This window comes from Paenibacillus sp. JCM 18996 (assembly GCF_055392555.1).
Genome location: NZ_AP043884.1, coordinates 1,654,140 through 1,676,254, shown reverse-complemented (window position 1 = coordinate 1,676,254; position 22,115 = coordinate 1,654,140). Strand labels below are relative to the sequence as shown.

The window sequence follows — 22,115 nt, the reverse complement described above, 5'->3', positions numbered from 1 at the left end:
GTTCGTCCGCGAGTACCGAAACGCCGTGCCTCAGCAGCTGCAGCAGGACCCCCCACCTCCCCCTAATGAATGGATACCGGTGAACGATCTGCTTGACCTCACCAGTGAACCTATTACCCGTATAAAGGAGGTTTCTATTTTGGTCGAAAAACTGACATTGACCAATAAAGAGGATGTTTGTTATGGTAATATCGTCCTATGTAAACGCTTAATTTTTAATCAAGATGGAGGCGTTATAGTATGAGAACGATCGTTTGTGAGGAACCCAACCGCTTTGTCTTGAAGGAGACGGATCTGCCTTCAGCCGCTGAAGGAGAAACTGTGATCAGGATACGAAGGATCGGCATTTGCGGAACCGACCTGCACGCTTACAGGGGAAATCAGCCGTATTTTGTTTATCCGAGAATTTTGGGCCATGAACTGGCGGCGGAGGTAGTGGAAGCAGGACCCAATGAGCAGGGGTTGAAAGCTGGCGATTTCGTTACCGTAATGCCCTATTTTGAATGCGGTCAATGTGTCGCCTGCCGGAACGGGAAGCCCAACTGCTGCACCTCTTTGAGCGTGCTTGGCGTCCATAAAGACGGGGGGATGCGGGAATATATGGCGGTGCGGACGGACCATTTGATCAGAACGGACGGGCTAACGCTCGATCAAGCCGCGGTTGTGGAATGTTTAAGCATTGGCGCGCATGCGGTTCGAAGAGCCGGTGTTGTTCCAGGCGAGTTTGTGCTGGTCATCGGAGCGGGACCGATCGGGCTGGGCGTTATGAAATACGCCAAATTGGCGGGCACCCAAGTTATCGCGCTGGATATGAACGAGGAGAGGCTGCAGTTTTGTAAAAGGTGGGTACCGGCTGATTTTACGGTGAATGTGAAGAACGATCCGGTGAAGGAGATCGAGGCGATTACCCGAGGAGATTATCCTACCGCAGTGCTGGATGCGACGGGCAACGTCAAATCGATGGAGAGCGCCCTGCAATATTTGGCCCATGGAGGCCGGTTGGTGTATGTAGGCTTGGTAAAAGCGAATGTTTCCTTCAGCGACCCGGAACTCCACAAGAGAGAGGCGACGATCATGAGCAGCCGCAACGCGGTCCGCGCCGACTTTGAACATGTCATCGGGAGCATCAGCGCCGGTCAGGTGGACATCGGTTCGTACATTACTCACAGGTCGGCTTTCGACGAGATGATCGGGCATTATGAGTCTTGGCTGAAGCCGGAAACCGGCGTGATTAAGGCCGTTGTGGAGTTGTAGGCTTGCAAGGCTGGTGAGGGGAGGGGAAGGCCTAAAATGGTCATTTTGTAAGCGCTGTCGCAGCGTGGGAGCCGGTGGATGTGCAGGGATCAGCAGGGATCAGCTCCCGGAGGGAGCTGTAAAGCGGCTACAGCTCCGCAATAATGTCCCCGGCGATGAGTGAGCCGGGGGCATGGCGTTTGGCCGCGGCGCGGTCCCCCGCAGCGCCGTGCCTGTACACGCCGAGGGCGGCAGCCTGCTCGGCGGAAAGCCCTTGTGCGAGCAGGCTGCCGATCAGGCCTGCGAGCACATCGCCGGCGCCGCCTGTCGCCATGCCCGGGTTGCCGGTGACGTTTATATAAACGTCACCGGAACGGGCGGCGCACACGGTGCGCGCGCCCTTCAGCACGAGCGTCACGCTGTGCTGCACGGCATAGCCGCGAGCCAGCCCGATGCGGTCGCGCTGCACTTCGGCCGTGCTGAGCCCGGCCAGCCTGGACATTTCGCCGGGATGCGGCGTGAGGATGGTCGGCGCCTGCCGCTGCGGCCAGGCCGAAAAATCGCCCGCACCGGCGATCATGTTAAGCGCATCGGCATCGATCAGGAGCGGGATGGCGCAGCCCTCCCAGACCGCGCGCAGCCATGCGCTGTCGCCGTCCCAGCGGCCCATGCCGGGGCCGATCACGAGAGCTTGCTTGCCGCGCGCGAGCTCGAGCACCGCCTCCGGCCTGGAGGCGCTCCAATCGCCGAGCCCTTCGTCTTCGACGGGGACGAGCATCAGCTCTGGCCGCTGCCCGAGCAGCGGTCCCATAACGCTCGCGGGCACAGCCCAGCTCACGAGCCCGGCTCCTCCCCGCAGCGCTGCGCTGGAGGCGAGCAGCCCAGCGCCGCTCATGGAGCGGCTGCCGGCAGCCACGAGCACATGGCCATAGCTGCCCTTGTGCGCATCCTGCGCCCGCTCCGCGTCCTGCTCGACGCCGAGCCGCGCGGCAAGCACGTTCTCGCTCAGCTCGAACACGCCAACCTCATGCTCATCGGCCGCCCTGGCGGGGATGCCGATCGAGCGCACAACCACTTCCCCGGCACAGCCTGCGCCGGGGAACTGCACCAGGCCGCGCTTCTTAAACGCCAGCGCCACCGTAACAACCGCGCGCATACACGGGTCGTACACCTGCCCGGTATCCGCGTCAAGACCGCTCGGGATGTCGATGGCCACGATCGGCATCCCGCTTTTATTCGCCTGCGCGATCAGCTCGGCGTACGGCCCGCGCGGAGCGCCGCTTGAGCCGGTGCCGAGCAGCGCGTCGACAATGCCGTTGTACCCGCCCCAGCCGGGTTCGTCAACACCATACCGCAGGCAGCGGATCCCCAGCCGCTGCGCGATATCCCGCTGAAAAGCAGCTTCGCCCGTCAGTTCCGCGGGATCTACAGCAAAAAACACAGTGACGCTCAGCCCTGCGTCCTGCAGGTGCCTGGCCGCCACGACACCGTCGGCTCCGTTGTTGCCCTTTCCCGCGAGGATCAACCAACGCGGTCCAACCGTGGGGGCAAGCTTCAAGGTCTCTTCGGCCACCGCACGGCCTGCATTTTCCATCAGGACCAGAGCAGGGATCCCAATCCGTTCAATCGTGTAACGGTCAATTTTTTTCATTTCTTCCGCAGTCAGCACATGCATGCCGAAGCACCGCCCCTCGCATGGTTGATCACCATCGCGCTATTTAAGGTTCACCACATGAACAACCTGCGAGTCCGAATAAATTTTAATCACATGAACGGAAGGGTCATAATGCACGGAGCCGGAGCCGACACTCATTTTCGGTTCGGAGCCCAGCGCATAAAAAAGATCGTCCGCGAGAGTGCGAATGTATTCCTGCCGGTCCTGCATCTGGAGCGCCTCCCAGTCTTCCCGGTTCATTTCAAAAGTACTGTGGCAATCCTCGATATGGCCGATGGCATTGGCCAGGTCTGTGACGATTTCCTTATACTCCCTGTTGAATTTAACACCCAAAACGATCACAACCTTTTACCTGAGATATTCGTCCCGCAAAAACAAATAGCCAAATGAGACGTGTTTTACCAAGAAAACAAAACTTTAAAACGCGGTCGCTCATCCCTGAACCGCCTCGGGTAGAGGTTTTCTTATGCCGGGCATGCAACAAAGCGATTTGTAAACGGTTCCGGTAGAATTATTCTTAACCCTATTTTATTCGGGTATAACCAAACCGCGTCAAAAAAACTAAATTTTACGTTAAGAAGCACCTGCCGGTGGATAAAATGAAACCCGGAAAGCGGCGGGCAGCTCCTTGCAACAATCGTTGCAGCAGCCTGGAAGATCACAGACCGACACTCGGTATATCCAGTATTAACCAATATTTTCTGAATGTAAAGGAACAAGTGTACATCATTTACGTCCCGTTTCGTCCTTTGCGCCATCAAGCAGACGCTGCTTTGTGCCACCAACCAGCGGCCACAGCCTTTATCAATCATCGCAAAAAAGTGTTATCAGCGGAAATTGGCCCGCAAAAACTTCTGATGGGCGGAAACGGAGATTGCAAGATTTTTGGATTGCCGGAAATAAGACCTTCACTTACAGTGATATAAAAGCGCTTTCACATAGAGACAAAGACAGATGCACACTACCGGATGTTACCTAACAAATGCTCTCTACCGCGACGTTACCTGCCTAATGCTTGCAGACGCTCACTACCTAAAATGCTGACCTACCCAGATGCCACCTATCAACCGCCAGCTCTTGCCACTACTCAAACACTACTACTCAATTGCTACAAGGAGGATATCTTATGGCACAAAACTTGATCACAGTCCAAGAACCCCCGCTTGAGAAACCTCGTTCCGCGACCGCTGCCTCTAATCGGAATGCAGTATGGTCAGGCATCAAAAGGGACAAGTTCTTGTACTTGCTGGCGCTGCCCGGGCTGCTGTATTTCCTGCTGTTCCGCTATGTGCCGATGTGGGGGGTGCTCATTTCCTTCCAGGATTATTCGCCTTATCAAGGATTCTGGCAAAGCCCATGGGTAGGATTCGAGCATTTCCAGCGTTTTTTCTCCAACCCGGATTTTCTCGTGTTATTCCGGAATACGATGGCGATTAATTTGCTCAGTCTGGTGTTTTTCTTCCCGCTTCCTATCTTTTTGTCGGTATTGTTAAATGAATTAAAAAATATGACTTACAAGAAGTTCGTCCAATCGATCGTCTACCTGCCCCATTTCCTTTCGTGGGTCATCATTGTAGGGATTACGTTCCTGCTTCTGTCGACGGGAGACGGAATCATCAATAAGCTGCTCGTTAGCTTCGGCATGGATAAGATCGATTTTTTGACCAACAAAAATTACTTCTGGGGCCTCCTCACTTTACAATCGATCTGGAAAGACGCGGGATGGGGAACGGTCATTTTCCTCGCCGCCATCGCCAGTGTCGACCCGCAGCTGTATGAAGCCGCCAAAATCGACGGAGCCAACCGTTTCCAGCAAATGTGGCACGTCACTATGCCGGCCATTCGCTCGGTGATTGTCATTTTGCTCATTTTAAGAATCGGCCACATTATGGACGTCGGCTTCGAGCAGGTGTTCCTGATGATGAACGGGGCGGTCTCCGATGTTGCGGACGTGTTTGACACTTATGTATACAGGCTTGGAGTCAAGCAAGGACAGTTCAGCTTCAGTACGGCGGTTGGATTGTTCAAGTCGGTTGTCGGCTTGATCCTGGTGGTCGCGGCCAATAAATTGGCCAAAAAATTCGGCGAAGACGGCGTTTACTAATCTGCAGGGGAGGCCCGCGAAAATGAAAGAAAGCCTGGGTGACCGCATATTTTCTGTTGCCAATGCCATTTTTCTCGGCATCATCGGCCTGATCACATTTTTTCCGCTTTACTATGTGTTTGTCGTGTCTTTCACCGAACCTTCCGAGTACATCAAGGGCGGGGTCATCCTGTTCCCGTCTCAGTGGAGCCTTGCTTCCTACAAATATCTGTTGTCGACGAACGCTTTTCTGAGGGCCATAGGCAACAGCGCGTTCCTCAGTATCGTGGGCACGGCACTCAGCCTGATCATCACTTCCGGTTTATCCTACGCCGTTTCCAGAAGACGGCTGCAGGGCCGGCGCATCTTTTTGCTGCTCATCCTGCTCACCACATTGTTCAACCCGGGCATCATTCCGCCTTATATACTCGTCCGCGACCTGCACCTGATTAACAGTATATGGTCCTTGATCCTTCCTGTCTTGACCAGCGGGTGGTATGTACTGCTCATGAAAGGATTTTTCGACAGTATCCCGTCCAGCCTGGAGGATGCCGCAAGAATAGACGGCTGCAACGACCTTAGTGTATGGTATCGCATAATTCTTCCTCTGTCGCTTCCGTCGCTTGCCGCATTCGGACTGTTTTACGCGGTCGCTTACTGGAATACCTTTTTTACGGCTCTGCTGTACATCAACGATTTTACCAAGCATCCGCTGCAGGTACTGCTCCAGAACATGCTGATTGACGCGTCGACGGCAGCGGGAGGTTCTGCGGCGGCGGAAATGATCTCTGAGCAAAGAATTCCCCCGGAGACATTGAAAATGGCGGCTGTCGTCATTGCCACGGTTCCGATTCTTGCGGTTTATCCATTTTTACAGAAGCATTTCGCTAAAGGAGCCATGGTCGGTTCGGTTAAGGAATAAGGCGATTTCCCAGGAAATCCCGCTATTTTAATCATACAGGGAGGGTTTAACATGAAATTTGGAAAAAGATTGGCACTTCTCGCGGCAGCCACGCTGACAACATCATCCATGCTGGCAGCATGCGGAGGAAACAATGGGACCGACACCGCCGGCGCGGCAGCAGACGCGAAATCGCAAAAGCCTCTTGAAATCAGCATTATGTCCATGTATTATACGCCGGAGCCGCCTGGACCCGACAATGTTGTGGTAAAAGAAGTGGAAAAAAGAACGAATACAAAATTAAAGATCACGTGGGTTTCCCCAAACAATTACGCGGATAAAGTGAATGTCACCCTTGCCTCCGGCGATATTCCGGATTTGATGCTGCTTGATAATCCTTTTACCTCTCAAGTCAGACAAATGGTAAAGCAGGGGGCATTCTGGGACCTCACGCCTTTTATCAAAGATTACCCTAATCTTTCCAAATATCCGGCGGAAACCTGGACAAACACGAAACAGGCTGACGGCAAGAATTACGGAGTTCCGCGGGTTCGTCCGGTGGAAGGTGGAGGGACATTGTATATAAGGAAAGACTGGCTGGATAATTTGAAGCTTGAGGTTCCCAAGACAATGGACGACCTGTACAAAGTGTTGAAAGCATTTACCTACAACGACCCTGATGGAAACGGTAAAAATGACACCATCGGCAACGCAAGCTACGTGAACGCCAATGATATGGGCAACTTCTATTGGGCCCAGGAAGCTTTTAACCAGGCAAACGGCGGCTGGAAGCTGGCCGACGGAAAACTGGTGAACGTCAATCTTCTGCCCGGGACGAGAGAAGCTCTCGTATGGCTGAATAACGCCTACAAAGAGAAGATCATCCCGGAGGATTTCGCTGTTTTAAAGCAAAGCCAAAGCAAGGATATGATGAATTCCGGCAGAGCGGGAAGCTTCGCCGACACTGTGGAGGCTGCATGGGAACCGACGGAAAACCAGCGTAAAGTGAACCCGAAGGCTGACTTCCTTCCACTGACTGAACTGAACGGTTACAACAAAAAAGATTCCGGTTTCTTCGGTATGTTCGCGATCCCCAAAAAAGTGCCCGAGCAAAAAATGAAGGCCCTGCTCAAGTTCCTCGATTACGGCGCATCCGATGAAGGCCATGAGCTGGCGTGGTACGGCATTGAAGGCACACACTTCACTAAAAAAGACGGCGTGTACACGGTTCTGGAGCAGGCCAAAAAAGACATCGTCGCACAGCAGGCGTTCGGGCAAATTTTCGGGAAGTACGACATGTACCAGAGGGCATACCGCAGCGGTATGGATCCGGCAACTCTCGAGCGCAACAAGAAAATCATCGATACACGCGCAAAAACGAGCACGCCGGATTACGCTACCGGACTTTACTCGGAAACGGCTGTGCTGAAAGGCCCCGAGCTTGATAAAAAGATTCAGGATTTGAAAACCAAAGTCATTCTGGGCAAGGAACCGATAACGGCTTGGGACGATTTTGCCACCAAACTCAAGACGGATCCGGATATGGTTAAAATGACGCAGGAAATCAACGATTCCTATGCAAAGCGCGTAACCGGAAAGTAACAAAGCGGCAGCTAAGGCCCTCCCTCCTTCCGGAAAAGAGCCGGTGACGGCTCGGGACGAATCTGCGGTTAAGCTGATCAAACGAATAAAAGCCTTCTGTTTCCCGATTGTTGGGCCAGAAGGCTTTTTTCTTTAAAAAAAGCTGTTGAAATATCCGGATTATTGTAAAATGGGGATACACTTAAGCAAGGGGGAGAGTGCATGATCGGCCGGATGAAACAGCTTTGGCATTGGTGGAATCAACGTTCCATAAAAAGTAACTTTTATCGTAAAAGCTTGATCATTGTACTCTGCATCACCAGCCTTCCCACGGCGATTATTGGCGCTGCCACGTACATCATGGGGAAAACGCAGATCGAGAAGGCGGAGAATCACGTCCACCAAGTCCTTGTCACAAAGGCGCTCGACCGGATCAACGACGATTTGACTCATCTCGAGCTGACAGCCACCCAATGGGCCTTTGATCCCAGGTTCGACGAACAGCTGCGAAATATCAATCTTAAGGAACGGTATGACGTAACATATAATCTTTACCGCTCGCTGAGCGTGATGAAGGGTTCTTATCCCTTGATCGACCAGGTGTATTTATATTTGAACCACAGCACTCCCCTGGTCGTGTCGGACTCCGAGGGAGTGAGTCCTATCCTGAACGAAGATCAAAAGAAGCAGTACCGGCAGCTATTGACAGGTTCCAAAGGTGCCTTCTGGCTGGATAATTTTCGGCGGGTCAACCAGAAAGGGGAGCCTGCGATTGCGCTCGTGCACAAGCTTCCGGGCATAGGCGAGCCTTACGGCGCGTTAATAATTTATCTGGACAAAAACAAACTGGTCAAAATGGTGAAGGAACTGTCGGCTGACGAGCAGGGAGGTTCTTTCATTCTGGGCGACGAAGGGCGTTTTATCCTCAGGGGCAGTTTGGATTCGCCGCAACCTACCGATTTTGAAAGCGCTTTAAAGCAAGAGGTGGCCAGCCGGGGTACGGAAAGCGATGCTTTTTTGTTCACATGGAAAAATAACAGCTATTCGGTCTCTTACGGAGAGTTCTCGCGTTTGGGGCAGAGATGGAAGTATGTCACCGCTACGCCCCTTTCCAAAATCACCGAACCGGTGGTGCTCATGTCGAGAATTATATTGGGAATCAGTCTGATGGGCTTGATTATGGCTGTCCTGCTGTCGTGGCTTGCTTCCAAGCGGCTGTACAGGCCGATCCGCCATTTGGTCGGGTTGTTTCATGAAGCCAGGTATTCGGGAGAAGTAATGACGGATGAAGTTGAATTTATTGAAAGGCAATGGCGGCATCTGACGCGGGAAAGCAGAGAGCTGCAGGATAAACTGCAGCAAGCGCAGCCTTCCCTGCGAGCCGGATTTGTGCTCCAGCTGGTGCAGGGTCATTATTACTCATTGACTGAAACACAGATCAGGGAACGGATGGAAGCTTTCGGCTGGGATACCGCGGGTAAAGGCTTTGTACTCATTCTGGTGCAGATTTCGGGATTTTCCAACCCAAAGGGGAAGTTTACCGATAGTGACGAGCAGCTCGTTACTTTTGCAGCCGCCAACGTCATTCAGGAATTAACGGAAAAAAGCGCGCAACAGGCGGATGTCATCAATTTTCAGGATTTGTCGGTCGGTTTGCTTACGGCGTACTCGCTGAATATGCCGGGTGAGCAGGTTAAATCCGAAGTGCTTCAATTAGCGGACGAACTTTCGCATACGCTAAGCGCACTGCTCAAAGTGCACTGCACCGTCTGCATCGGACAGTTTACTCCCGAAATCAAGGACATACCGGAATCCTTGCGAAGTGTCCGGCAGGCTGTGAGGTACCGCGACCTGCAGGAGGACAACCAGATCCTGTTTCTCGATGAGCTGCTGCCCGGCAAGCATAAAGAAGTGAACTATCCTTTTGAGCTGGAAAAAGAAATTATACAAGCCATACGCACGGGGTACAGGGAAGAGTCCATGCAGCTCGTGCAGCGGTTCATAGAGCTTTTGGCCGAGAGGGCGGGCAAGGAAAAGCTGGTGCAGGAAGGAGTACTGCAGCTGCTCGGAAGCATTCAGCACGCGATCCTGGAGTCGGGGTATCATCCTCACTATTTGTACCATGGGGGCAATTTGTACGAGCAGCTGTACCAAATGCGGGAGCCGGAGAAAATGGTCAAATGGTTCCAGCATAAAGTGATCCGGCCTTTCATGGATCAGCTAACCGGTGACCAGGACTTGCAGATGAAGCGGCTGATTGACAAGGTGACCGAATATTTGCAGCTGCATTATTTGGAGGAAATCTCGCTGGAGCAGTGCGCAGACGCTTGTAGTACGAGCTATTATACGCTGAGCAGAGCGTTCAAACATATCACCGGAGTCAATTTTATCGATTATATCACCCAACTGCGCATTGAAAAGGCGAAGGAGCTGCTGTACGATCCAAGCCTGAAGATCAATGATATCGCCGAAAAACTCGGCTACCAGCCGTCGTATCTAATCCGTGTGTTCAAAAAATATGTAGGCATGACCCCGGGGCAGTACAGGGAACAGCTCAATGTGGTAAAAAAATAAAACCGGGTGATTTTGCTAATGGTATCTAATATAATGACAGCAGGGAACTAACACTCGATAGTTTACATCATAGAGGAGGTGCTTTGTGTGGAAGCAGCCAGCGAAAGCAAACAGTTTGTCAACCTGGACGGCGAGCCTGTCCGAAACAGCAACAAGAACAAAATAATTCAAATCGCTATCGATCTCTTCTCGTGCAACGGCTTTAGCGCCGTGTCCATACGCGATATCACCCGGGAAGCGGGGATTAAGGAAAGCTCGCTGTACAATCATTTTCGTAGTAAGGAAGAACTGCAGGAAACGATCTTTTATAACTTCCGCCTCGATGTGGCCCGAATTATGCCGCCGGTGGAGATGCTGGACGCCATTCTTGATGCAATGACTCCCGAGGCTTTCCTGAATCGGGGTTTTCAAAATTTTATGGAGCACATCAAGGATCCGAATATGGAAAAAATCTGGCGGATCGTTCATCTGGAGCAATGGCGCGATCCGCTGGCCCGGGAGATTTATCTCCATGATATCGTCAGGCAGGTGCTTACTTTTATGGAGACGGTGTTCGCCAAAATGATCTCGCTCGGCAAGGTCAGAGACCATAATCCGGGACTGCTTGCCGCCGAATATCAGTATCCTCTGTTCGCTATGGTTACTGATTACCTCCTGCTCAGGCTGGACGGGAATGAAACGGCGGATATCCTGTCGCGAATGGAGGGCCATATCGCATTTTTCATTAAACAAAACTTGATTTGACTGCAAAAAAAATTTTGGAAATTCCAGAGACAAATAGAGGATTATTACAAAATGTATCGAATAAATACTACAAAATACTACAAAATGGAGCGAATCTGATGGTTTTCGACGGCATTATTTTCTCCATCGTTATTGCCCTGTTTCGGGGCGGCAGCTTCAAGAGCTTTGCCGATCTTCGCTTGAAGAACGGGTGGGTTTTTCCAATACTGCTTATCGTGCAGATCATTATTTTCAGTTTACAGACAAAGGTGCATTGGGTTGCGGTACTGAGCGATTATTCGTTTTTGTTGATTTATGTCGTGGGCTTGTATTTTCTTTGGGTCAACCGTCAGCATACCGGGTTTCATTTAATCCTGATTGGAGTGGTCATGAATTTTATCGTAATGGCCGCAAACGGGGGAAGAATGCCGGTTTCGGAAGAAGCGGCGGCAGTGCTTGATCCCAAATTTATTCAAATGCTGAAAGAAGGGCTCTACGCCAAACATCAAATCTTAACGGATAAAACCTGGTTTGGGTTTCTAGGAGATATTATTCCTTTGTCCAGTCCATACCCCAGAACTCAGGTAATAAGTGTTGGTGATGTGGTCATGAATGTAGGGATATTCTTTTTTATTCAAAATATACTCCTATCGGGTAAGAAAGAGAAATCCTACAGATCTGCTTTAAAAGAATCCACTTCTTCATGTTCATAAAAAGGAGGTGAAAACATGGGACTGAAAGTAAAAGTAATTTTGTTTAACCTGGTAATTATCGCTTCTTTGGTTGTTGGTTTAACATCTGGGTTTCAATTTGAATAACTTTTTGGTACGGGGAGGAGTAACTTTACTTCTTCCCTTTACCTTCTCTAGGAAAGGTTGAATTTTAGATGGATCGAGCAGCAAAGTTTAAAACAGAATTTTTAAAACCTACTAACTTATATTTTTTGAGCTTGTCAGTGGTTGGGACTGCTTGCTTCCTATTAAATATAAAATTAATTTCACCATCCCAGTCAGAGTGGGTTATATTATATTCCTTGATTGGCTCTATATTATTGCTAAATCAAGTTAAATTTCAGCTTCCTCCTAAGGGAAATAGTCTATCCATGGATTCCGCTTTATATTTGGCGTGTATGTTCACATTTGGATTACAGACCACTTTAAACGTACTCTTTGTGAGTACTTTTATATTTGCCTTTTATAAACGTAAGGTCAGCTGGTGGAAGCATCTGGGTAATTTTTCTAATTATTCTCTAATGATTTCCAGTGCTTACTACATATTTATCAAAACTGGCGCTGTCAGCGGACCAATGGACACCGATCGCATAGGTTCTTACATCCTCGCATTGACAGTTTATTTTACACTTAATGTGCTCTCAGTTGGACTTTATTACTTATTATTAATTGGGGGCAATCTGTTTCAAGTTATAAAAGGCATCATAAACGACACTGTGGTTGCATATATAAGTACGCTTGTTATGTCTCTAATGTTAACTATGATTTTTCAGCTGTATTTTTACTTTGGACTTTTCTTATTCCTCACGATCGCCGTCCTCTTATCCATATCCTTTAAACACCTCTTTCGATTATATGAGGAAGTTTCCAACAAAGCCATCCGGGATCAGAGGACCGGCCTCTATAACCACGGCTATTTTGAGGAATTATTGGAGAAAGCACTGAACCAAGCCAAAGATACGCGCTCCACTTTCAGCCTCGCTATTCTGGATCTGGACAGTTTTAAAATATATAACGACACATACGGGCACTTAAAAGGAGATAAACTGCTTGAGTTTTTCGGGAAGCTGCTTTTGAGCGAGTGTGAAAAAAACAAGTATATAGTTGCGCGTTACGGCGGTGAAGAATTTACGGTCCTTCTACCGGGATTGCATGAAAAGGAAGCTTTTTCGTTTGTTAACTCGCTGAGGAAGAAGGCCAATGATTCCTATTTCGAAGGAGTCGATGTTTTTCCGCATGGCTGCCTATCTTTTTCGGCTGGAGTAGTTGAATATAAAAAAGACATATACGATAAATCCATTCTTCTGGATAAAGCCGATCAAGCGATGTACTATGCCAAAGCCCAGGGACGAAACCTGGTTCATATCTACAATAAACAATCGATCATACAGAAGAGCATTGACATTGAGAAGGATATCCAGGAAATTGAGCAGCAGTTAAAAATTTTCCTTTCCAAAGACGTGTACACGTTCCAGCACAGTAAGCGGGTATTCAGCTATGCAATGGACCTTTGCAATTATATCCCTTTGAGCGATTCGGACAAGAAGACGCTGATGCTGGGTTCGCTGTTCCATGATATCGGCAAGCTCGAGGTGCCCAAGCATATTCTCAAGAAAAAGGAAAAGCTGACCGCAGAAGAATGGGAAACGGTGAAGAAGCATGTCGAATGGGGCAAGGAAATCGTGTCTGCCATCGACAAGTACAAGGAATTGCTGCCGCTGATTGAACTCCATCATGAACGTGTGGATGGGAACGGATATCCCTATGGCCTGAAAGGGGAAGAGATTCCAAAGCTGGCGCGAATCTTGTGTGTCATTGATTCGTTTGACGCGATGACTACGGAGAGGCCTTATCAGCAGACGAAAACTTTTGACGAGGCGATCCTGGAACTTAGACGCTGCGCGGGCGAACAGTTCGATCCTGAGTTTGTAGAACCGTTCATCAAGATGATTGTTACGAAGTATGATTTCAAGTTGGATTTTGAAAAGAATTCGGATGAGGTAGTTTAAATCGGCAGCGCACCCAGCGTTTGCCGATTTCTAGAACGGTGATGTTCAACGGTTACTACAAATCTTTAATGAGCTGCCTTGTAACTATTAGGGCCTTTTTTTGTTTCTTAGCTTTCTTAATGTATAGAAAGTTATAAATTTGGGGGAGATAATGTTTTTCTTTTCCCAGGTCATCTCACTCGCTCGGGATTTTCAATGGGTCAACTTCGTCCAGGCTGATTTGGGGAGCCTTAAGGTTTCTCTTTTGAGTTTATAATTTTTTTACTTTTTATTCATATTTTTTTCATGTTTGCGTGCTAAATTTTACCTGAATTGCGTTATCGATAAAATAGGGTAAGCAGTCGGATTTAACAATTCGGATGAATGATCAAGTGGAGGGTATGGAATGAAGAGAAACGCTGCTCTAAGAATGATTGCGGCTTCCGTGTTGGTTGCGGCAATCACAGCTGCGATGACCGGCTGCGCCAAAAGCTCGGCGGCCGGCTCGGCAGGCAAGCAAGGTGCCGGAGGAAACCGTGCGCCTCGCCAAATGGCTGTGGAGACGCAGATCGTCCAGCTGTCGGACGCCTCGGGCGGGCAAATTTTTACAGGCTCGATTGCACCTGCTTTTACGACAAATCTGTCATCGAAGATCAGCGGCAGGGTAACTTCGTTGGAAGTAAAGGTCGGAGACCACGTCAAAGCAGGACAGGCCCTTGCCAGGATTGACACCGCGCAGCTGCAGCAGCAGCTGGATCAGCAGAAAAGCGCGGTGGCTGTAACGCAAGCCCAATACAACAAAGCGGTGAGCGATCAGGCTAATACGGTAAGCAACGCGGAAAAAGCTCTGGCCCTGCAGCAGGCGTCATACGACAAGACCGTGGGCGACCAGCAGAATGCTGTAGCTTCTGCCAAACAAGCGGTAGCTTTGGCGCAGGCTCAGCTGAATAACGCAATCACCACGCAGCAGAATGCCGTAGCGACAGCCAGGCAAGGGGTGGCCAGCTCACAGGCTTCTTTAAACAATTCCCAGGCGAGCTCTTCCACCGCGATCACGGTTGCCCAGAATAACCTGAATGCTACACTGGACAACTTGCTGACTCAGCAGAATAATAATTTGCAAACTTATCAGCTTAACATGCAGCAGGCTCTCTCTTCCTATAACACTGCCGCCCAATCCGGCGTAAAAAAAGATATCGATGCGGCTCTATCCAAGGTTCAGTCCAGCCAGCTTCAGCTGCAGCAGGCTCAGCAGGCGCAATACAAAGACGCGCAAACCGCGCAGCAGTCGGCGCAATCGCAGCTTACATCATTGCAGAACGCGCTGCTTCAGGCACAGAGCTCCCAATCCGTGCAGGTGGCGCAGGAAGCTCTGAATTCCGCTCTGCTCACATTGGCTAACGCACAAGGCTCGGCCGCATCTCAAATTGATGTCAGCCAGCAGCAGCTTTTCCAGAGCCAGCTGGGCATGGTAAACGCACAGGGGGCTCAGCAGGCGTCTTTGAACAGCGCTAAGGCCTCGCTGGATCAGGCCGAGCAGGCTGTGAAAGCGGCTAAATCCACGGAGGCTCTGCAGGTGAACGCCGCTCAGTTGCAGCAGGCTAAAACCAATGTGCAGGTGCTCAGCGAGCAGCTCCAGGACGGTATGCTTACAGCTCCCTTTGACGGCGTAGTAGCGAGCATTGGGACTCCGCCTGGGCAGAACGCCGGTGCACAGAACGCCATCGTGAGCCTGGCTTCGATGGATCAAATCCTGGCCACTGTGAACGTGTCCGAAGCTTCTATCGGCAAGATCAAAGCAGGCATGGGGATGTCCGTGAAGGTGCCTACATTGAACAAAACCTTCGAGGGTCAGGTTACGGCCATCCGCCCGACGATGGATGCTGCGACCAAATCTTACGGAGCGGATATCAAGCTTAATGATCCTAATCACGAGCTGCTGCCGGGTATGTTCGCCGAATCTTCCCTGAAGAATGAAGGGCGCCAGGCGATTATGGTTCCCGCAGATGCGGTTTTGAGCCAGCCATCCGGCAACGCGGTATTTATTGTCAAGGATGGAAAAGCAGTGAAGGTTCTGGTGAAAATTGGTCAAATGACAAGTCAATCTTATGAGGTTACAAGCGGCTTGAACATCGGAGACGAGCTTGTGGTGAAAGGGCAGGAGCTGCTGTCGGACAATGTACCGGTGCAAGTTGTGCAGCCGGGTCAATCAGGCCAGAAGCAGAGCGGAGCCAAAGGCGGGCAGCAAGGAGCGCCGCAGGACGGGCAGCAGGGAGCGCCGCAGGGCGGCGACAGAAGCCAGAAGCCGCAGAACGGCCAAAAGGGCGGGCCAACCGACAGTTCCGCCGGGCAGCCGTCCGGAGACCAAGCTGCAAAAGATAAATCCTCCGCCGATACAGCGCAAGCAGATCAAGCAAGCCAGCCAGGCGGACAGGCCGGAGGCCGTACGCAAGGCGGGCATGGCAGCCGTCCGCAGGGCTCACAAACAGGCCAGCGTCCTGCAGGCGATAATTCCGCCGGAGCGGGCGCGGGCGCTGCCGGAGCCGGTACGGGCGCTGCGGGAGCGGGGGCCGGAAAGTGAAATTAGCCAACTTCTCGGTTCACCGCCCTGTCACTATCTTCATGGTCATGATCGCTCTCGTTATTGTTGGAGTAATTGCCGTTCCTCTGTTGCCTGTGGATTTGTATCCGAATATGGAAATCCCGACCGCTTCCGTCTCCGTTTCATGGAGCGGAGCCTCTCCGGCACAGGTCGAGCAGCAGATCACCAAGCGGATCGAGGCCTCAATGGCGACTGTAGCCGACGTGACGAGCATCACGTCAAGCTCTAGAAACGGCAGCAGTAACGTCACGGTTCAGTTCAATTATGGCGCAGACATCAATCAGGCGACTTTATCCATGAGGGATAAGCTGGACCGCGTCCGGCGCCAGCTCCCGTCAGATGCCGACGCGCCTGTAGTCTCGCGTGTCGACCCCAACAGCAGCCCCGTCATGAGCTTGGCTTTGTACGGAAAGACGGATCCCGTTACGCTGCGGGATCTGGCGGATAACGTGGTCAGCCCGGAAGTGCAGCGAGTCAACGGAGTAGCATCAGTGGGGGTCACAGGGGGAAGGGTAAGACAGATCCAGGTTCTGGTGGACCAGAGCAAGCTATCCCAATATAACATCTCTTTTAACACGATCGTGACAGCTCTCGGCAATGACAATACTTCCATAGATGCGGGTCTTGTCAATAAAGGGCAGCAGCTGATCCCGCTGCACATCGATGGAGAATTTAAATCGACAGCAGAAATTGCCAAAGTCCAAGTGCAGATAGGAAAAGGGCAGACGATTGCGCTCGGCGAAATCGGCCAGATCATCGACACTTACCAGGATGTTACTCTGGAATCGCGCAAGGACGGGATTCCCAGTGTCTCCTTATCCATCTTGAAGCAGTCCGACGGCAACACTGTTTCCGTCTCGGACAATATCCAGAAGTCTTTGAAAAGCATACAATCCAAGCTTCCCGATGGTGTAAAGGTGGCCGTGCTCAGCGATCAGGCCAAATTTATCAGGCAGTCGATCAATACCGTTATTGACCACACTCTGCTCGGGGCATTGTTCTCCGTCATCGTGCTCATTCTATTTCTGCGCAGCATACGGGCGACGCTTATCATCGGCGTCGTCATTCCAATATCCGTCATATCTACTTTCAGCATGATGTACTTCGGACATCAGACGATCAATACGATCACTCTCGGCGGTCTTGCTCTTGGTCTCGGTTCGCTCGTTGATTTTGCCGTTGTTGTATTGGAGAGCATTTTCCGTAAGCACCATGAAGGTCTATCCCCGGTTGACGCTGCCAAACAGGGAACGGCGGAGGTCGGGACGGCCGTGATGGCTTCGGCTCTCTGCCAAATTGCGGTTTTCGCCCCGACTGCGTTTATCAACGGTTTATCCAAGCAGTTCTTCGCTCCAATGGGGATTACCGTCAGCTTTTCGCATATTGCCGCCTTGTTCGCGGCCATTACGCTGGTGCCTATGTTTGCGGCCAAAATGCTCCGTGGAAAGGTGGGAGAAGAGCTTCCGATCGGAAGGAGCTACAACCCGTTGGTCTGGTTCGGAAGGGGCGTGAACCGGCTGACTGACGGCTACGGCGCTCTCCTGCGCTGGTCGCTGCTTCACCGGTGGGTGATCGTGCTGCTGACTGCCGCCTTGTTTGCGGCAAGTATCTACTCCCTTCGCTTTGTAGGCTCGGAGCTCACTCCGAAGACGGACCAAGGCCAAGTCAATGTCAATATCAATCTGGCTCAAGGGGCGGCTTTTGAATCGACCAATGCGCTTGCGGCCAAAATTGAAGACAAGCTTAAAGATATACCGGAAATCGAAACTGTGTTCACTTCCGTCGGTTCCCAAGGCGGCGGGGCTTTCCAATCCTCGGCGACCAACAGCGCAAATATTCAGGTCACTCTTAAACCGCTTAACCAGCGGAAGCTGACGACGGATCAGGTTGCCGAAAAAATCAGGACGCTGACACAGGGCAACCCTGGGGCACAAATCAGTGTTAACGTCCCCTCAGGCAGTGTCCGTTTGCCTGGTCTTGGAGGCGGAGGAACTGGAGGTTCGGACATCCAAGTCAACCTGGCAGGCCCGGACATGGCCGTTCTTCAAAAGCTGGGTGATCTTGTCGTAGAGGAAATCAATTCTGTGGATGGTACACGAAACGTCCAGAACACACTCGACAGACGGGTTCCGGAATACGATTTGACTATTGACCGTGACGCAGCAGCTCACTATGGGGTATCCGTCAAGGAAGTCATGACCGCTCTTCGGACAGCATACCAAGGAAACGTCGCGACAAACTTCAAAACCGCCAATTCACAGATTTCCGTTCTGGTGAAATATCCAAACGAGTTTACCAATAAGCTGGAGAATTTGAACAACGTGGTAATCAACACTTCAGGCGGAGGGCAGGTAGCCCTCAATCAGATCGCCAAAGTGGCACCGGGAACAGGCCCCGCGCAAATCCGCCATCAGGATCAGCAGCGTGTGGCTACCGTACAGGCATCCGTATTCGGAGCGTCCATCGGTGAAGTCCAGCAAAAGGTAAAAGACAAGATCGATGCCATCCAAGCGCCCGACGGATATACTGTGGCGATCGGAGGCCAGGCATCCAGCCAATCGTCGTCGTTTCAAAGCTTATATTTTATGCTGCTTCTCTCGCTGGTGCTCGTTTACATGGTAATGGCCAGCCAGTTTGAATCGCTGTACGGCCCGTTTATTATCATGTTCTCCATGCCGCCGACATTCATCGGAGCTATACTCGGGCTGGCGGTTACCCATAGGACAATCAATATGAACTCGATCATGGGGATGATCATGCTGGTGGGCATCGTGGTGAACAATGCGATTGTTCTTGTAGACTATGCCAATCAGCTTCGCGGCAGGGGAATGACACTATTCGACGCCTTGATCGAAGCGGGCAAGGTTCGTCTCCGGCCGATCCTAATGACGACCGGCACAACGGTGCTTGCCATGCTTCCGCTTGTTATCGGGTTTGGCGAAGGAGCGGAAACTCAGGCTTCGATGGCAACCGTAGTTTCGTTCGGATTAACGCTGTCTACGATGGTTACTCTTGTGCTTGTTCCTGTGGTGTATACGCTGATGGACGGAGGGCTTGACTTTATCAAACGCCGCTTCAACAGAAAACCCGTCGAGAACCTGCCGGTAGAGACGAAGGTCGCGATGTAACAGGCCTCTGAAAAACATAATAGTTTACGAGGAGATTGGATATGAATCTATTGACAAGAACCCTTTCTTTCCTGTTGTGCTGTCTGGTTGCGGCCTGGTTTGCCGTTCCGCTCCAGTCAGGCCGGGCCTTTGCGGCGGAATCCCACGCTTTGCTGCAAATTGTCGGCGGAAAGGGCTTCACCGTTGCCCTGAAAAAAGACGGCACAGTCTGGACTTGGGGAGACAATCTGCGGGGCAAACTTGGAAGCGGAGTGGAAAACCGGACCAAACCCGCGCAAATCAAATCATTATCCGGCATCACGGCCATTTCGACGGGAGGTTTCCATACGCTTGCCCTGAAGAATGACGGAACCGTGTGGAGCTGGGGACAGAATACGTTTGGGCAGCTTGGCGACGGCTCTGCGATGGACCGCAGTTCTCCTGCGCAGGTTCCCGGGCTGAATAATGTCATCGCCGTAGCTGCGGGATATTATCACTCCGTCGCCTTAAAGAGAGATGGCACGGTCTGGACCTGGGGCGACAACAGCTACGGCCAGCTCGGAGACGGCAGTTCAGACAAGCATGCATCCCCCGTACAGGTACGAACGATTGGAGGCATTCAATCGATATCCGGGGGGGCTTACCATACTTTGGCGTTAACTCAAGACGGCACGGTCTGGGCCTGGGGAGACAATTATTTCGGCGAGCTTGGCTACGGCAGCAGCGCCAATACTTTAAACACCCCTGTGATGGTCACGAATGTGTCGAAGGTGAAGCAGGTTGCCGCAGGTTATAATTATTCCTTTGCGCTTACGGAAAGCGGCTCCCTATGGAGCTGGGGCGCCAACAGCTCCGGACAGCTTGGAATTGGAAGTACTAATGACCAAAAGCTTCCAACCATGCTGACAGGGTTAGGAGAGATTGCATCGATAAGCGCGGGCAACTCCCATGCTGCGGCAGTGACCAAGGACGGTCAGGTGCTCACTTGGGGAACAAACGGCTCCGGAGAGCTTGGGATCGGTTCAGTAGACGGTCATATATTTCCGCAGAAAGTGAACGAGCTGCAGGATGTGGTTTCCGTAACCGCTGCGTTTAACTTTACCTTTGCCGTAAAAAAAGACGGCACGGTCTCCTCGTGGGGCAGCAATGTTTACGGGCAGTTGGGAGACACTACCCTTTTGAATCAGAGTTCGCCGGTTCCCATGACGGCAATGGATCAGGCTTCCGCTGCTGTTCCAGTGCCAGGCTCCGGTCCGGCACTGCTGTCGGGAATTGCCGCCGTACCTTTGGCCGCAGGTGATAGCGCAGCAGCAGCAGTGACAAGCGGGCGGGTGTACACTTGGGGAGATAATGTTTTCGGACAGCTAGGAGACGGGACAAATGCATCCAAAGTGTCTCCCCAGCTTATATCGCTCACAGATACGGCAGCCGTGTCGGCAGGGGCATCTCATCTTTTGGCAGTCAAAAAGGACGGGACGGTATGGTCTTGGGGTCTGAATTTCTTCGGTCAATTGGGAGACGGGACAACCGATAACAGAACCTCGCCATCCCAAATCCCTTCCCTTAAAGGTGTCGCTGCAGCAGCGGCGGGAAACAACCACTCGGTCGTTCTGTTGAATGATGGAACGGTGTGGACCTTTGGAGACAATACGTTAGGCCAGCTTGGCGATGACAGCAATTCGTTAAGCCGGTCCCTGCCGCTGTCCGTTCCTTCGTTAAGAAATATCGTATCGATTGCTTCCGGTGCGAATTTCACATTGGCATTGCAGAATAACGGAACGGTTTGGGCTTGGGGGGACAACACCAACGGCCAGCTCGGGGACGGAACGTTAGCTTCCAGACGCCAACCCGTGCAGGTAACCGGATTATCCGGCGTAACAGCGGTTTCCGCGGGGAAAAATCATGCTCTTGCGCTTAAAAGTGACGGTACCGTCTGGGCCTGGGGATATAACCAGTTCGGCCAGCTCGGCGACGATAATACAAGCAATCATTTGAAACCGGTGCAGGTCAGCGGAATTTGGGATGTTAAGGCGGTCGGCGCCGGGGGCTACCACAGTTTGGCGTTGAAAAATGACGGAAGCGTATGGAGCTGGGGCTACAACGCCTTCGGACAGCTTGGCATCGGTACGGCGGCCAGTCAAAGCACTCCCGCGCCAGTGAACAGTTTGGCGAATATAGACAAGATCCGGGCCGGAGGTTCGTCCAGTTTCGCTGTAAAGGGCGACACTCTCTGGTCCTGGGGAGCGAACTATTCCGGCCAGCTGGGGGACGGTACGCGCAGCAATCGGCGGATACCGGTCCAGATTAGCGGCATCGGCCCCAAATTCACCGATCTGGCAGGGCATTGGGCAAGCGAATCGATATATAAAGCTGCTCAAAAAGGTTATGTCGACGGCTACAGCGACGGCTCTTTCAAACCGGAAGACCGGGTTACCCGCGCCGAATTTATAAAAATGGTGGCCACGGCTTTACAGCTTCCCGCCGAGCCTTTGATTCAGGCTGACTCTTGGTATCAAGGATATGCCAATGCGGCCCGGGCTGAAGGCATTGTTCAGGAAGGGGATCTCGAGGGGGATTGGAACCAGCCGATCAGCAGGAAAGAAATGAGCGCGGTCGCCCTCCGGGCAGTCGATTCCTCGCTGCATAAGCCGAAGACCTTGATGAGTACCGATTATGTCCTGTTTAATGCTGTCGTCAAAGGCATTCTGCAGGGCTTGACCGGAGGCCGCCTTGCTCCCGAAGAAGCCACAACACGTGCTCAGTCGGTCTCGGTAGTGGAACGGATCCTGTCTGTGCAGCAGGGAAATACGCTGCCTGTCGACGAGATGGCGGTTCAAGCCGCCGAGTCTGCTTATCACTCGTCAATAAGGCGGTAAGATATATCCCGACAGTCACCTGCAAGCGGTGAAAAGGCTTC

General features: G+C 51.7%; 14 protein-coding genes. 12 read left to right on the top strand and 2 right to left on the bottom strand.

Features of this window, described 5'->3' with window-relative positions:
• The first annotated feature begins 240 nt into the window (after nt 1-240).
• Nucleotides 241-1,254 carry a zinc-binding alcohol dehydrogenase family protein gene (locus ACZ5N7_RS08375; protein ID WP_464658671.1) on the top strand — a complete coding sequence of 338 codons (1,014 nt, stop codon included), beginning with the start codon at nt 241-243 and terminating at the stop codon, nt 1,252-1,254.
• Nucleotides 1,255-1,381: 127 nt separating this feature from the next.
• Here ACZ5N7_RS08375 and ACZ5N7_RS08370 read toward each other — a convergent pair whose 3' ends face one another.
• Complete coding sequence (locus ACZ5N7_RS08370) at nt 1,382-2,908, bottom strand: NAD(P)H-hydrate dehydratase (RefSeq protein ID WP_464658669.1); 1,527 nt, start codon at nt 2,906-2,908, stop codon at nt 1,382-1,384.
• 39 nt (nt 2,909-2,947) lie between these two features.
• On the bottom strand, nt 2,948-3,241 hold the full coding sequence (locus ACZ5N7_RS08365; RefSeq protein WP_464658667.1) for a hypothetical protein: 294 nt from the start codon (nt 3,239-3,241) through the stop codon (nt 2,948-2,950).
• A 257-nt stretch (nt 3,242-3,498) separates the two neighbouring features.
• On the opposite strand from ACZ5N7_RS08365, the gene ACZ5N7_RS08360 reads away from it, so the two are divergent.
• The 11 genes from ACZ5N7_RS08360 to ACZ5N7_RS08310 all read left to right on the top strand — a co-directional run bounded on the left by ACZ5N7_RS08360 (nt 3,499) and on the right by ACZ5N7_RS08310 (nt 22,074).
• A complete protein-coding gene (locus tag ACZ5N7_RS08360) occupies nt 3,499-3,834 on the top strand; it encodes a hypothetical protein (protein ID WP_464658665.1) in 336 nt (111 codons plus the stop codon).
• A 200-nt stretch (nt 3,835-4,034) separates the two neighbouring features.
• Nucleotides 4,035-5,012, top strand: a complete 978-nt coding sequence (locus ACZ5N7_RS08355) for an ABC transporter permease (protein WP_464658663.1) — start codon at nt 4,035-4,037, stop codon at nt 5,010-5,012.
• 22 nt (nt 5,013-5,034) lie between these two features.
• Nucleotides 5,035-5,913 (top strand): carbohydrate ABC transporter permease, encoded by an 879-nt coding sequence (locus ACZ5N7_RS08350; protein ID WP_464658662.1) that lies wholly within the window; start codon nt 5,035-5,037, stop codon nt 5,911-5,913.
• A 51-nt stretch (nt 5,914-5,964) separates the two neighbouring features.
• Nucleotides 5,965-7,494, top strand: a complete 1,530-nt coding sequence (locus ACZ5N7_RS08345; RefSeq protein ID WP_464658660.1) for an extracellular solute-binding protein — start codon at nt 5,965-5,967, stop codon at nt 7,492-7,494.
• 201 nt (nt 7,495-7,695) lie between these two features.
• Complete coding sequence (locus tag ACZ5N7_RS08340; RefSeq protein WP_464658659.1) at nt 7,696-10,047, top strand: AraC family transcriptional regulator; 2,352 nt, start codon at nt 7,696-7,698, stop codon at nt 10,045-10,047.
• Between the two features lie 87 nt (nt 10,048-10,134).
• On the top strand, nt 10,135-10,791 hold the full coding sequence (locus ACZ5N7_RS08335) for a TetR/AcrR family transcriptional regulator (protein ID WP_464658657.1): 657 nt from the start codon (nt 10,135-10,137) through the stop codon (nt 10,789-10,791).
• Nucleotides 10,792-10,889: 98 nt separating this feature from the next.
• Complete coding sequence (locus tag ACZ5N7_RS08330; RefSeq protein WP_464659196.1) at nt 10,890-11,483, top strand: DUF5317 domain-containing protein; 594 nt, start codon at nt 10,890-10,892, stop codon at nt 11,481-11,483.
• A 173-nt stretch (nt 11,484-11,656) separates the two neighbouring features.
• The gene (locus ACZ5N7_RS08325) at nt 11,657-13,510 is read left to right on the top strand and encodes a bifunctional diguanylate cyclase/phosphohydrolase (protein ID WP_464658655.1); all 1,854 of its coding nucleotides are present in this window, start codon (nt 11,657-11,659) and stop codon (nt 13,508-13,510) included.
• 385 nt (nt 13,511-13,895) lie between these two features.
• A complete protein-coding gene (locus tag ACZ5N7_RS08320) occupies nt 13,896-16,070 on the top strand; it encodes an efflux RND transporter periplasmic adaptor subunit (protein ID WP_464658654.1) in 2,175 nt (724 codons plus the stop codon).
• On the top strand, nt 16,067-19,219 hold the full coding sequence (locus tag ACZ5N7_RS08315; RefSeq protein ID WP_464658653.1) for an efflux RND transporter permease subunit: 3,153 nt from the start codon (nt 16,067-16,069) through the stop codon (nt 19,217-19,219). The genes ACZ5N7_RS08320 and ACZ5N7_RS08315 overlap by 4 nt, the downstream gene beginning before the upstream one ends.
• Before the next feature lie 41 nt (nt 19,220-19,260).
• Complete coding sequence (locus ACZ5N7_RS08310) at nt 19,261-22,074, top strand: RCC1 domain-containing protein (protein WP_464658652.1); 2,814 nt, start codon at nt 19,261-19,263, stop codon at nt 22,072-22,074.
• The last annotated feature ends 41 nt before the right edge of the window (nt 22,075-22,115 follow it).